The following is a 13554-nucleotide window of genomic DNA, read 5'->3' as shown; positions in this document are numbered from 1 at the left end:
ATGCATGATTTACTTGCGCTCAGCGCCATTCTGATCTGGGCGATGAATTCCATCGTCAGCAAGCTGTCGGCCGGATTGATCGAGCCGGCGGCGATTTCGTTTTATCGCTGGGCGCTGGCGGCATTGATCCTGACGCCGTTCCTGTTGCGCCCGGTATGGCGTCAGCGTCGCGCCATCCGTCCGTATTTACCGCAGGTACTGGTGCTGGCGCTGCTGGGCATGGTGTTGTATCAATGTCTGGCCTATTACGCGGCGGCGACTTCCTCGGCCACCAGCATGGGCATGATCGCCTCGCTGATGCCGTTGCTGACCTTGTTGCTGAGCAGCCTGTTCCTGCGGGAAGCGCCGGGCCTCGGCACCGTCTGCGGCGGCTTGCTGTCATTGTTCGGCTTGCTGATCCTGATCGGTCAGGGCCATCCCATGCAACTGTTCGAAAACGGCGTGGTGCCGGGCGATTTCCTGATGTTGCTGGCGACCGTGGCCTATGCCTTGTATGGCGTCTTGCTGCGCAAGTGGTCGCTGCCGATTCCTTCCTGGCAATTGCTGTATCTGCAAACATTGGTTGCGGTGGTGCTGCTGGTGCCGGGCTTTGTGCTGGCGCCGTCCTCGCCCATCACGGCTGCCAATCTGCCGCTGATCCTGTTTGCCGGCATCGCCGCCTCGATCTTGTCGCAGATTCTGTGGATGCGCGGCGTAGCCCACCTGGGACCGAACCGCGCCACCATGTTCATGAACTTGTTTCCGGTATTTACCGTCATAATCGCGGTGGTGGCACTGGGCGAATCGCTGCATGCCTACCACGCACTGGGCGGCGGCATTACCCTGTTTGGGGTGATTCTGGCGCAGACGCTGAATCAGCGGGTCCGCAAGAGAGCGGCCCGCTCCTGATAACGGAGACAGGACAACATGATCGACGCCAATATGATCGTCAATTGCACGGTCTACAAGAGCGGCAAGAAACTGCGCGATATCACTATCGATGAAATCAGCGATGAGCTGGAACACGAAGGGACCTTCGTCTGGGTCGGCTTGCTGGAGCCGAGTGTCGAACTGATGCGCAAGATCAAGGAAGAATTCAACCTGCATGAGCTGGCGGTGGAAGATGCCTACGCCGCTCATCAGCGGCCGAAGATCGAAGAATACGGCGACACACTGTTTGTGGTCTTGCAAACGGCGCAGCTGTGGGAAGAAAAAGTGGTGTTCGGCGAAACCCATATTTTCCTTGGCGCCCGTTTCGTGGTCACCATCCGCCATGGCGCCTCGCGCAGTTACACCAAGGTGCGCGAGCATTGCGAGAGCCTGCCGGACCGACTGGTCCGCGGCCCCAGTTTCGTGCTGTATTCGATCATGGATTTCGTGGTCGATAATTATCGCCCGATCATGGACGATCTCGAAGCACGCTTCGACAAGTTTGAAGCAGAACTGTTTGAGCGCGATTCCGAACGCGCGCATTTGCAGGACTTGTACCAGCTCAAGCGACAACTGATCAAGATCCGTTCGGCGGCGGTACCGTTGCTGGAAGTCTGTACCCAGTTGCTGCGCTTCCACGAAAACATCATCACCAAAGAAGGCAAGGTCTACTTCCGCGACATCTACGATCACGTGGTGCGCGTAATCGATACCGGTGACCGCTTGCGTGAAATGGTGGCGGCGGCAATGCAGGTCGATCTGGCGCAAATCACCATTCGCCAGAATGAAGTGGTCAAGCGGCTGGCCGGCTGGGGTGCGATTCTGGCGATCCCTACCATGGTGTTCAGTCTGTACGGCATGAACTTCAAGTACATGCCGGAACTGGACTGGCACTGGAGTTATCCGGCCGTGCTACTGGGGATCGGCGGCTCCTGCATGTGGCTGTATGCGCGGCTCAAGCGGGTGGGCTGGCTGTAGAAGAGCCGCGGGCAGAGCGCTGCAGCCGGTTCAGTCAAACGTTGCCGTAATCGCGGCCTGGGCACGCACCGATCCTGATGTCGGTGAGAGCGTCGACAGCGGCACCATGCGCGCATAAAAATCCCGATTGAAGCTGGCTGAACTTTGCAGGCCGGAATCCTGATCTTGGCCCAGCTCCACCGGTGTGCGCGCAACGTCGTCGGCCCGGATCTGGACGCCGACTCCCCGCGCTGCCGAACTGCTGGTATCGGTATTGCTCAAGATGCCGCGTTTGCTGTCGGCGGCAGCGCCGGCCGCCTGACTTATCCGCATCGTCAGCTTCGGCGCGACATCGCAGACAAATGTGATACGCACGCGCTGGTCCGGGCTGCCGCCGTCGTGCACCAATATGTTTTTTGAGATGGTGCCGAGTTGAATGGTGCCGGGGAAGTTGACCCTGCAACTGGCTTTCGCTTTGGTGTTCGAGCCGGCCATCGAGAACGGATAATAATTAAGATTGTTACCCGGCGGCGTAGCATCGAATTGCAACAGAGCAACCGTCCTTTGCGGCATATTGACCGTCTGCAAACTGTGTTGGGTCTTGATGAATTCGGCCTCGATCTTGAGTCCCGACGCGCTGGAACTGATGCTTGAACAGCGGTTGCATTTTACCGTGTAGACCTCGGCATCGCCGGCGCGGTTGTCTCGGGACATGGCGTATCTGGTACCGTTGTAGGTGACATACAGGACCATGGCCAGACCGGGAATGACTTTGTTGTTCACGTCATGCACGGCCCGCTGATTTTCCTCTGTGGCACCCGGGGCGATCAATGCATAGCCGCCATCCGGTGTGCCGGTGATGTACATCGCACCGCTACCGCCGGTGCAATTGCCGAGCACGGTATTGGCCGGCAGCGTGACAATCGTGGTTCTGCCAATCACGGTGCCGAGCGGCGTCGTGGTATCGAAGGTCAGGGTGGGGGCCGGTGCTTGCGGCACGATATTGATGGCGGCACGCGAGCATGCTGCTTGTGCATCGCCTTGCCACAGGCACAAGACCAGCAGCGCCGGCAGCAACGATGCCAGTCGCTGACGAGTCCGTCCGAGTACAGAAAATGCAGATGATATTTTGAATTGCATGGCGCTAGTCCCGTTAAATTGACGGTCATAGTGCCGGGATATTGCATGCTCAAATATAGGAAAAATCTGAAATCAGCGGCGTCTCAGCGTTGTTTCCGCAAGGAAAACAAGGGGCAGATGCAGCCCACTGATGATGAATCAACGGCTGCACATGAGCAACACGCATCGCATCAATATCGCCTGCGCGGCGATGGATGACAGGCGTGGCTAATCAAATCTGCGGTTGAACAAAATGTTCAGGCCATTGATGGCACCGGCCCGGGCCACCACCGACCAGCGTCGCGACAACTGCCACGTGGCTTTGGCGATGCTGGCGGCGCCGGTCAGGCTTTGTTCGTAACCGACCGACAGCTTTTCCGAAATCGCCTTGCCGATATTGACTACTTGTTCATCGGTCAGGCCGGATTCGCTGGCGCCGATGGAAAACTGGTCGAAGCCGAGGTCTTTGGCGATTTTCTTGCCGCCCATGTTGCCGAGGAAGGCCAGTGCCTGAGCGGCGGCATTGGTTTGGCCGAGGCCGGAACTGTCGCTGCCGTGACCGAACATGATCCAGGACAGTTTTTCTTCGTCCGATACATTCGGTTCCGATACCAGCCGGATGCGCGGCTGATTGGCGTTGCCGGTGACTTCAACCCCGGCTTCCACGTCCTGATTGCGGCGCATTGCCAGAATGTTCAGGTTGGGATTGCTGATCGGCCCCTGGAAGTTGATGATGCCGCGCTCGATGTTGAGCTTGGTGCCAAAGGCTTCGTAGGTGCCGTTGGCGACAAAGATCGAACCGGTCGCGCGCAACGGCGAGTAAGGTTCGCTGCGCACGGTCATGTCGCCGCGCAGCAGCAGATCGGCGCCGGTACCGCGGAAGCGGAAATCATTGCCGAGATCGACGGCGATGGTCATGAAGGGCGCAAAGCGGCCGGCCGGTTTTTCGGTGGCGGCTTCCAGTTTTTCCTTGGAGCTGGCGGCAGCACCGGTCTTGGCCTTGCCATTGTTGCGTACCACCACGACATCCGAACCGAGTTTGGGGGCACTGTTTTTCGGCAGATCGAACAAGGCTTTGTCGACCACGAACTTGCCGTCGATGCGCAACTGTTCGTTGACGTTGGCCAGTTTGGCCTGACCCGACAACATCAGCCGGCGATCCGGACTGGCGAACAATTGCAGGCGGTCGGCGACGATGGTGGCGTTCAGATCCGGATTGGAGGCGCCCAGTTGCACCTTGCCGGTGGCGCTCAGCGTGCCGTCGCCGCCATGGAATACCAGTTGTCGCAGATCGATCACGTTGTTATCCATGACGATGCGGGCAATGCCGTCTTTCAGCTGGATCCCCTGGTCGAACAAGGTCACTGCCAGGGCATCGCCGTTGATGGCGCCGGACAACGCCGGCTTGTTGAGGGTGCCGCCGGCCTTGAGCTGCATCGCCAGCGCACCGTTGAGTGAAATTTGCGGACCCAGCAGCGCCCCGATCGATTTCAGTTGCGGCACATTCAAGTCGGCCTGGGCTTGCAGTGCGGCGTCGGGTGTCAGCGTCAGCAGCTTGCCCTGACGCTGCAATGCGGCCTGACCCTTGGCGTCGAAGGTGCCGATCCGGGCTGCTGCCGCGTGGGCATCAAGCTTGAGCTGGTTGCCTTGCAGATCGGCGCGCAGCCGGATATCGGATACGCCGAGGGCGACATCGGTATTGTTGACATTGATACGGATGTCGCCGCTTTTGCGGGCCACCTGGAAAAAGCCGCTGGCAGTTTCGCCGAGCGCGAAGTCCCAGTTGCTGTCGAGAATCAGGTCGCTCTTGAACGGTATTTCTTCCACGCCGAAGTCTTGCGCCAGTTGCAGCAGGCGCGCCACATCGAGGGCCTTGACCGCACCGGCCGAAGCGATCCGGCCCTGACGCAGACTGAAATGCTGCAAGTTGACTGCCGTCTGTTCGATGGTCAGTTGCGCGGCGCCGGCGCTGATGTCGTCAGCCGCCAGCGTGAGGGTGACGGGGGCTGCCAGCGTGGTGCGCGGGAAGCCGGTATTGACCAGTTTGTCGAGCGCGCCGCTCCAGCCATACGCGCCTTTATTCTGCGTCAGTTTGCCGTGCACCGCAGCGTCCAGCAGCAACGGCCGGTTATGCACATTGCCATCCGCATGCAGTGTCAGTGCGTGTTGGCCGTAGGTGCCGGACAGATTCAGATCGAGTTGTTTGAGGCGGGCATCAGGGCCTGCATAACCTTGGGCGGCGATGCTCAGTTGCAACTTGTTTTTGGCGGAGTCGAGGGCGGCGCTGAGATCGGTCTGGATATCGGCCTGGCCGCTGAGCCTGGCCAGATGATGGACGCCGAATGCCAGTTGCTCGGCCCGATAAGTGGCTTTCAGGCTCGGCCGTTGCAGCGCGCCGGTGAGCTGGCCATCCAGTTGCAGCAGGCCGGAAATGCCATAGCCCAGACGCGCCAGTTGCGGCGCATTGACATGCAGATTGAGGCGGTCTGATGGCGCGCCGAAACTGCCGTTGAGCTGCAATTGATTGCCGGCGATGTCCAGATTGGCAGTGCTCGGCAACAGACGTTGGCCGGCCAGCTTCAGATTGCCGCTGCCGCTCATCGGCAATTGCGCGTAGTTGCTGTCATGAATGCGGAACGCCAGTTGCGCCTGCAATTCCGGTGCCAGCACGCCATCGGCATTGAAATCCATGTTGATGTTGGCGTTGACCGGTTGCCTGGCTGCGGCTTTGCCTTTGGCCGGGGCGGCGTGAATCCAGTCGGCCGGATTGAAATTGCTGAGCTTGCCTTTGGCCGCATAGCGCATGTCACCGCTGGTGATCAGGCTGCCGTCGAGTTGCACGCGGGACTTGCCGGCATCCAGCCGGGCCTGTTGCAGCGTCAGCTTGTCGCCTTCCAGCGTGCCGTCGAGTTGTACCCGGAAACGCGGATCGCTGAGCGCCAGCGCCACCGTCTGCATCGTTGGCGTCAGCTTCAGGGTCAGCGGGCCGCGCAACGAAGTCGCTTGCAATTGCTGATGCAGCGCATGCAAGTCGAGTCCGGCGATCTGCAGCGCGAAGTCGCCGCCGCCGGCCTTGCCGTCAGCCCCGGGATGGTATGCGCCGCTGCCTTCGATGCTGGCGTTTTGCAGCAGGCGGATGCGCAGGTTCTTCAGGGTTTGTACGCTGCTGTCGAGATGCAGTTCGGCCTGCGCCGACATCAGCGGCAGTCGTTGCTGATCGATGCTGCCCGGTATGGCGTTGTCGATGCTGAGCGTGCCGGCCACCGGCAAGGCCGCGCTCTGACCCGGCAGCGGCGCCAGCTTGGCGGTGACGCGCAAATCTGCCTGTGGTGCCGAGGCGCTGAAGGTGTGCGGATTGACGTGTTGCAGATCGATGTCGGCGCGTTGCAGCGGTACTGCATCAAACGGCGTGGCGACGATATTGGCGCTGCCGTTGAGTTTGTCGCCGCTGGCGATGAGCTGGATGCCGAGTTGCTGCAACGATCCGGACAAGGTGGCGGCAAGCTGGAATTTTTCTTGCTGATACGCTCCGGCCAGTTCGGCGCCGCCGCTGATGACAAACGGCTGTTGGCCGTCCAGATGCAGCATGGCGCTGGCCTTGCCGTAGGGTGTGGTCAGACGGTCCAGCACCAGCGTATGGCGCGCGCCATCGGAATCGCCATGCACTTGCAGATCGCTCAGTTCGGTGACCGTGGTGCCTTGCTGCAGACGCAATTGTTTCAGCGTAATGTCATTGAGCGCCAGTGCCAGCGGCAAGCGCAGCGAAGCCGGCAGGGTGGTCGGCTCGGATGGCGTCGGTTGCAATTGCAGATCGACATTGCCGACGTGCAGGTAGTTGACGGTCAGACGGCGTGCCGTCAGCGCCAGATGCCAACTGCCGGCGATGCTGTCGATCGTGGCGATGGTGCTGGCATCGCGATAACGCAACTGTTGCACACGAATGCCGCTGGCCAGCGTGCCGCCCTCGAAGTTGCCGGCGAGACGACCTTGCATGGCCCAGACGCTGGTATTCCACAACAGACGGGTACCGCTTTCAAACTGGACTACCCAGACTAGCAGCGCCGCCAGCAACAGTACCGCACCGAGCAGCACGCCGATGATCCGGCGCCCGGTGCGCGCGCGGCGCGGCGCCGGTGCCGGGGCAGGAGTAGGGGCGTCTGTTGCTGGATTTTCCGGAGCGCTCATGCGTGGTTCTGTTTACGTTACTGATAATGAAAAGGCGATCAAAAGGCGATGCCGAGCGAAATGTGCGGACGAATCTGCTGTTTCTGTATGCCATAGGCCAGATCCAGATTGACCGCACCCACCGGGCTGCGCCAGCGGGCACCGAAACCGACGCCCTGATAGAAAGTCTTGCTGCTCCAGTTATCGGCGGCGGTGCCGACATCCCAGAATACCGCGCCACCCCATTTGTCATTGAGCCAGTGTTGGTACTCGACGCTGCCGGTGGCGAGGTACTTGGTCGGATAGACCGTGCCGTTTTGTTCGTTGCCGATGCTTTGGTAACTGTAGCCGCGGATCGATTCATTGCCGCCGGCGCGAAACAGCAGCGAGGCCGGTACTTCGGAGGCGCTGCCCTTGGTGAAGACGGCGCCGAGTTCGGTGCGCAGGATCACCAGATCGCGCTTGCCCACCGGGAAGTATTGTTTGAAGCGGCCATACAGGCGGGCAAAGGTCTGGTCGGTGGCGACGCCTTTGACGGCAAAGCCGGTTTCCAGCGCCAGCAAATGTCCCTGGCGCGGAAAGATCGGATCGTCGACCGCGCGCCGCGCCCAGGCAAAGCCGGGCACCAGCGCCTGATGCTTGCCCGGCGTGACCACGGTATTGGCCGGCAGGGTAGCGCCATCGGTCTGTTGCAACTGGTCGCGGTAAAACGTCAGGGTGTAGGCGGTATCGTACAGTTCGCCGCTGCGCGCGCGCTTGATGCCGATGCGCTGGGTGCGCAGGTCGACGCCTTGCAGCGTGGTGCGGTCATACGAGGTATTGACGCTGTTGACGAAACTCTTTTCATCGGGCGGCATCGCCAGCGTGAGCGAGCCATACTGCCGCTGCTGTTCCAGTCGCAACTGGCTGTCGAAAATATAAGCGCGGTCGAATACGTTGTAGTTGGTATACCGGCCTTCAACCTGGGCGCCGGTATCCGAGGCGTAACCGACACCGGCACGGATGCGCTGGGTCTGAAATTCGGTCACTTGCACATTGACCGGGGCCATGCCGGCATTGGCCGGGTTATCGTCGAGCGCGACAATGGTGTTGCTGAAGTAAGCGGTATTCTGGATCTGGCGTTGCAGCGCCAGCAAGCGGTCACTGCTGTACTCCTCGCCGACCAGCAGCGGGTTGACGTTGCGGATGATCTCTTGCGGGTAACGCTTGGTGCCGGTGATGTTCAGCGGGCCGAGAAAGAAGGCCGGGCCGCTGTCATAGTGCACCGACAATTGCGCTTCATGATCATCGGCTTCGACCCGCGCTTGTGACTGCGCAATGCGGGCAGCGGCATAGCGGCGCTGCTGCAACTCTTGCAGACCTTTGTTCTTGGCGTTGTCCCAGTCTTCCTGACGGAATGGGGCGCCGACCGGCAACGGCCAGTCTTTGCGCACGGCATCGACGCGCTGCGGCTCTTGTTGCGCTACTGTACCAGTGGCCTCGATATCGACGCCGGTAATCAGGGTGCGTTCGCCGGCCACGACTTTTACGCGGACGCGACGTGGCGCATCGCCGTCGGCGTCGGTAACTTCCACCGTGGTCTTCGGTGAGAACCAACCCTCGGTGGAACTCAGTTCAGTCACTTGTTCGCCGACCGTGTCGGTCATGAACTTGAGCTGCTCATCGCTGAGATCGTCGCGGTCCTGATAGCGCACCAGATCAAGATGTTCCTTGAGCAGCTTGTCGATCGGCGCTGGCGCCTCGATCTCGACCTTGTAGGCAGCGTGCGCGGACAGGGCGCTCAGACAGAAAACGCCGACTGCCAGCCGGCAAGTGCGTTGCATGGTCTTGAAGACAGGGTTCAAAGGCGGTTTCAAAGGCGGTTTCAGAATCAGCTTCAGAATCGGGTTTCAGGTAAAGTGCTGGCAGGAACATTTTCTTGCATGGTATGCAGCATCTCCATGACTGTCGCAGGGTCATATAGTTCCTGTCGCCGCCGTTGAGAGACAATACAGATCCGGCCCTGCGCAGGGTAATCATGGATGCCATTGTACCGAGCTTGGCCGGCATTATAAAAAGCGGCGCAGCAATTGGGGCAATCCGTGCACACTTTTGAGAATTTTCTGTATTGATCGATGGCAAATAACGGAGGTAAAGCGTGAGTGTTGAAACCGGCCCGAACGACAAAGTCAGTGACAAGGCGACCAAAGAAGCGGTGATTTCAGTGCAGCGCTGGACCGACAAACTGCTGACATTCCGTACCACGCGTGCGCCCGGCTATCAGTTTGTCGCTGGCCAGTTCGCGCGGCTGGGGCTGATGGTCAACGGTGAAATGGTGTGGCGCGCCTATTCGATTACGTCGGCCAGCGGCGATGATTTCCTGGAGTATTACGCGATCATCGTGCCGGGCGGTGCATTCACTACAGCGCTGGCGCAAATAGCCGAAGGCGATCCGGTGTGGGTCGAAAAACTCAGCTACGGCTTCATGACTGCCGACCGTTTTGCCGATGGCAGCGATCTGTGGATGCTGGCGACCGGCACCGGACTCGGACCATTTGTCTCCTTGTTGCAAGAGCGTTCGACCTGGGAGCGCTTCCGGCATCTGGTGCTGGTGCATTGCGTGCGCCAGGCCGATGAATTGACCTATCAGGACAAGTTCGCGGCGTTGCAGGAACAGGCCGCAACACTGGGTTTGCCAGCCACGCTGCATCTGGTGCGGGTGACCACGCGCGACACCGCGATGACTTATCCGGATCAGATGCACGGCCGCATTACCACGCTGTTGCAGGATGGCAGCCTGGAGCGACAGGTGGGGCTGGCCATCGATATCAACAGCTCGCGCCTGATGGTGTGCGGCAATCCCGACATGATTACCGAAACCCGTGAACTGCTGCGCCAGCGCGGTCTGGGTCCATGCCGTCGCAACGCCGGCGGCCAGTTCATTACGGAAGACTATTGGTGACACCGCGACCTTGAGCACAATCTGCTGGCCGCGATAAATTACAAATAAGAGAACAAGACAATCACGGCATTGCCGGCCGGCGTCTGCACGATGTCTTTCAGCGCGACATGTTTACCGGCCTGCAAACGATGCGTGACCAGCCGCGCATTTTCCAACGGCTTGCCATCGAGTGCGAACCGCGCACCGCCGGTACTTTTGCCAACCTGGGTGACGCGTATCTGAACGTGTTGCGCGGTGTGGCAGTTCAGGTGCCGGTCACCGCTCCCGGCACCGCGGATGGTGCAGGTCGGATCGACGATCCGACCCTGGAATCCGATACTGCCGCTGTCGGCGAACGTACTCAGGGAAGTTGCGGAAAACAGTGATAGTGCGACCAAATGTCGCAATTGAAGCGGCTTTTCAAACATACGGCACCTCATCGGAAAGTGAAGCCCCACGCGGGCTGCAGATGAATTTTATCGAGATGCGACAGGCTGGACAGCGACCTTTCGCACAACAACAATGTACCTCTGCATCGAATAAATTTTAATAAGATTCCATGATAATTTTATTAATTGTTGTATTATGGAAATGTTTTATTTTGGAAACAAATATTTACACTTGTTTTTCATTCTAGAAGCTTTTTCTTGCCTGCCGTTGTTCAGAAATCGGGGAACAAAGCGCTACCTGGTCCAGTCCAGTGTAGGTATTTCTTAAAGCCGTATGGACTGGCGATGACCCGCCGTGAGGTCAGCCTGAAGTCGATGCGGATTGACATTGATGATGGAGATAAACGTGAGTTTTATTGCTAACAAAGTATTGCATATCGCGATCGCCGACGACCACCCTGTGGTGCTGGGCGCATTGAAGAATGAACTGGGTCGTTTGCCGGAAGTGCGGATCGATCTTGAGGCAGATACCGGCGAGGCGCTATTGACAGCGTTGAAGCGAACGCCGTGCGAAATCGTGGTAACCGATTTCGCCATGCCGAATAATGACAACGATGATTCGGATGGTTTCGCCCTGATCAAACGCATCAAGGCCGAGCATCCTTCCAGCAAGGTCATCGTCTACACCGCCATGGGCAATATCGCGGTGGTCAAGCGTCTGTACCGGATGGGCGTATTCTCCGTCATCAACAAGAAGGAAAAGGCCGATGAGCTGATCAATGCCTGTCTGGCCACGCAGTCGAGCAAGCAAGCCTATTTCCCGGTGTCGTTGCGCGGCGAACTGGAAATGAGCTGGGCGCAAGGCAATGCGTTTGCGCAAAACAAGGAATTGACGGTCAGCGAACTGGAAGTGGTGCGTCTGTTCGTCGAAGGCAATTCGCTCGGCGATATTTGTGAGCGGTTGTCGCGTACGCCAAGCACCGTCAGCACGCACAAGAACAATGCGATGCGCAAACTGGGACTGGCGACCGATGCCGATCTGATCAAGTACGCATTCGCCAGCGGGCTGATTTGAGCATCAGAATATTTTTGTGTTTCGGTCGGCAGATCGGGAAAATTTTTCACACGCCGATACGCCATGGAACAGAACAGGACAAGCAATGCTTGTCCTTTTTTTTCGCCCGCTGATGCGGTCTCGCGCAGGCGCCGTGCGCGCTGCGACAGAGTGTATGAACAGCCCGCAGACGCGGCCCCGCCGGCTGCCGGCAGGCATGACTGGTCACTGATCTTCCTTCGCCGGCGCGACAAATGAAATTTTCCTGATGGAAATATTGTTGCTTCGGACCGACATTATTTCTTGCGCGGGCGTTCGAATGCATGACGCCCGTTTCTGCATTCGTTCGAGGTTGCCAGGTGCAGCCGGTGTGATCATCTTTTAAGAGTTTTCTTATATTTCAACAATGCGGTAATCCCTATTCTGACGACATCGGTTGGTTGCCGGTGTGGTCCGAACAGAATTCGTGCGCATTGACGACCATCGATAACGTCGCATTTTGCCCTTGCGAAATGCGTATTCCGTTCTCGGTTTATTGCTTTCATGGAGGCAATTTACGGAGATTTGATGTTGTAAATTTCGATTGGATCTGACATGAACAAAACTCTTATCTCGGCACTGTTGGCAGGCGCAGCACTGGTTCCATTTGCAGCCAGCGCGCAAACCGCACCTGCTACTACCGCAGACGGCACCATCACTTTCAACGGCAATGTGCAAAGCACCACTTGCATCATTTCCGTCAACGACGGCAACAAGGATGGCGCAGTCAATTTGCCAACCGCAAAAACCACTGATCTGGCTGCCGATGGCGCCAAGTTTGGCGCGACGCCATTCTCGATCAAATTGACTGGCTGCGTCGCTGCTGGCGGCGCCACCCTGGCATCCACAGTCAAGCCCTATTTTGTTGGTTCGGCGGTCAACACTGCCGGTCGTTTGAACAACACGCTGGCTGACGGCGCGCAACGCGTGAATCTGGAATTGCTGAATGCGTCCAACGACTCCGTCATCAACCTGGCCGCTGCCCGCGGTTCGCAAGGTGCTGACCAGGCTGCGATCAACAACGGCGCCGCCACACTGAACTACAAGGCGCGCTATTACGCCACCGGTGCAGCAACTGCCGGTCTGGTGCGCAGCAACGTTCAGTTCTATCTGGACATGCAGTAATTGTGTTGTCCCCCTTTGGCTCGCGCGTTCAGCGCGGGAGCCGGCGGGGGAAGTCAATCAGGTCAGGGAGAAGATCATGCAAAAGAAAATCAAGGCCGCACTGAGTGTGATGGCGATGGTGTGCGCAACGCAGGCAATGGCCAATGTCGTCATTACCGGTACCCGCATCATTTTTCCATCGAATGAGCGAGAAGTCAGCGTCAAGCTGAGCAATGAAGGTGAGGCGCCAGGTCTGGTGCAAGCCTGGGTCGACAACGGCGATATCGACTCCAGCCCGGAAAGCGCCAAGGCGCCGTTCGTGCTGACGCCGCCGGTATTTCGCGTGGATCCGAAAAAAGGACAGACGATGCGCTTGCTGTATACCCGCGAGCCGTTGCCGGATGACCGCGAGTCGGTATTTTGGCTGAATCTGCTGGAAGTGCCGCCCAAGCCGCAGGACGCTGAAGACAGCAATTTTCTGCAAATGGCGTTTCGCACCCGCATCAAGATTTTCTATCGTCCGGTGGCACTGAACTCGGTGCAAAAAACGGAAGACGCCGTGAATGGCATGAAGTGGTCGCTGCAACGCGCGGCCGATGGGCAGACGTATGTCTTGCGGGCAGTCAATCCCTCACCGTATTTCATCACGGTGACAGAAGCCGGCATCGTCGCCGCCGGTAAAAAAATCGACAGTGAAGATTCGCACATGCTGGCGCCCGGTGCGCAGCACGACTTTGCGTTGAAGAACGTCAGGCAATTGCCGGCCGGTGAAGTCGTGGTCAGATTTTTGACCATCAATGACTGGGGCTCGGCGATTGAAACGAAGACGCCGCTGACGCCGTGAGGCGCAAGGGTTGCAACCATGCACAGCCAGATCGCGACCATCATGTCGGCGCCGC

The 13554-nt window shown here is 58.7% G+C and carries 10 protein-coding genes; 6 read left to right on the top strand and 4 right to left on the bottom strand.

Features of this window, described 5'->3' with window-relative positions; all coding sequences use genetic code 11:
- Positions 1-888, top strand: coding sequence for a DMT family transporter (locus tag AKL27_RS11480; RefSeq protein WP_050462959.1), 888 nt, complete (start codon positions 1-3; stop codon positions 886-888).
- A gap of 18 nt (positions 889-906) precedes the next feature.
- Complete coding sequence (gene corA, locus AKL27_RS11475) at positions 907-1887, top strand: magnesium/cobalt transporter CorA (RefSeq protein WP_050462958.1); 981 nt, start codon at positions 907-909, stop codon at positions 1885-1887.
- Positions 1888-1917: 30 nt separating this feature from the next.
- On the opposite strand, the gene AKL27_RS11470 is transcribed toward corA, so the two are convergent.
- From AKL27_RS11470 to AKL27_RS11460, 3 genes are all read right to left on the bottom strand, one after another.
- Positions 1918-3006, bottom strand: coding sequence for a fimbrial protein (locus tag AKL27_RS11470; RefSeq protein WP_050462957.1), 1089 nt, complete (start codon positions 3004-3006; stop codon positions 1918-1920).
- Between the two features lie 207 nt (positions 3007-3213).
- On the bottom strand, positions 3214-7170 hold the full coding sequence (locus AKL27_RS11465; RefSeq protein ID WP_050462956.1) for a translocation/assembly module TamB domain-containing protein: 3957 nt from the start codon (positions 7168-7170) through the stop codon (positions 3214-3216).
- A gap of 38 nt (positions 7171-7208) precedes the next feature.
- A complete protein-coding gene (locus AKL27_RS11460) occupies positions 7209-8972 on the bottom strand; it encodes an autotransporter assembly complex protein TamA (RefSeq protein WP_050463006.1) in 1764 nt (587 codons plus the stop codon).
- 314 nt (positions 8973-9286) lie between these two features.
- Between AKL27_RS11460 and AKL27_RS11455 the strand changes: the two genes are divergently transcribed.
- Positions 9287-10090, top strand: a complete 804-nt coding sequence (locus tag AKL27_RS11455) for a ferredoxin--NADP reductase (protein ID WP_050462955.1) — start codon at positions 9287-9289, stop codon at positions 10088-10090.
- 38 nt (positions 10091-10128) lie between these two features.
- On the opposite strand, the gene AKL27_RS11450 is transcribed toward AKL27_RS11455, so the two are convergent.
- Positions 10129-10497 carry a type 1 fimbrial protein gene (locus AKL27_RS11450; RefSeq protein ID WP_050462954.1) on the bottom strand — a complete coding sequence of 123 codons (369 nt, stop codon included), beginning with the start codon at positions 10495-10497 and terminating at the stop codon, positions 10129-10131.
- A 367-nt stretch (positions 10498-10864) separates the two neighbouring features.
- Between AKL27_RS11450 and AKL27_RS11445 the strand changes: the two genes are divergently transcribed.
- From AKL27_RS11445 to AKL27_RS11435, 3 genes are all read left to right on the top strand, one after another.
- On the top strand, positions 10865-11533 hold the full coding sequence (locus AKL27_RS11445) for a response regulator (protein ID WP_232310971.1): 669 nt from the start codon (positions 10865-10867) through the stop codon (positions 11531-11533).
- A gap of 573 nt (positions 11534-12106) precedes the next feature.
- Entirely contained in the window at positions 12107-12676 is a 570-nt protein-coding gene (locus AKL27_RS11440; protein ID WP_050462953.1) for a fimbrial protein, read from the top strand.
- A 76-nt stretch (positions 12677-12752) separates the two neighbouring features.
- Positions 12753-13499: a fimbria/pilus periplasmic chaperone gene (locus AKL27_RS11435; RefSeq protein WP_050462952.1), complete on the top strand. Its 747-nt coding sequence runs from the start codon at positions 12753-12755 to the stop codon at positions 13497-13499.
- Positions 13500-13554: the final 55 nt, after the last annotated feature.

This window comes from Herbaspirillum autotrophicum, from assembly GCF_001189915.1.
Classification (GTDB): domain Bacteria; phylum Pseudomonadota; class Gammaproteobacteria; order Burkholderiales; family Burkholderiaceae_D; genus Herbaspirillum; species Herbaspirillum autotrophicum.
Note: the sequence above shows the minus strand (reverse complement) of the source record. Positions and strands in the feature narration are given on the sequence as shown.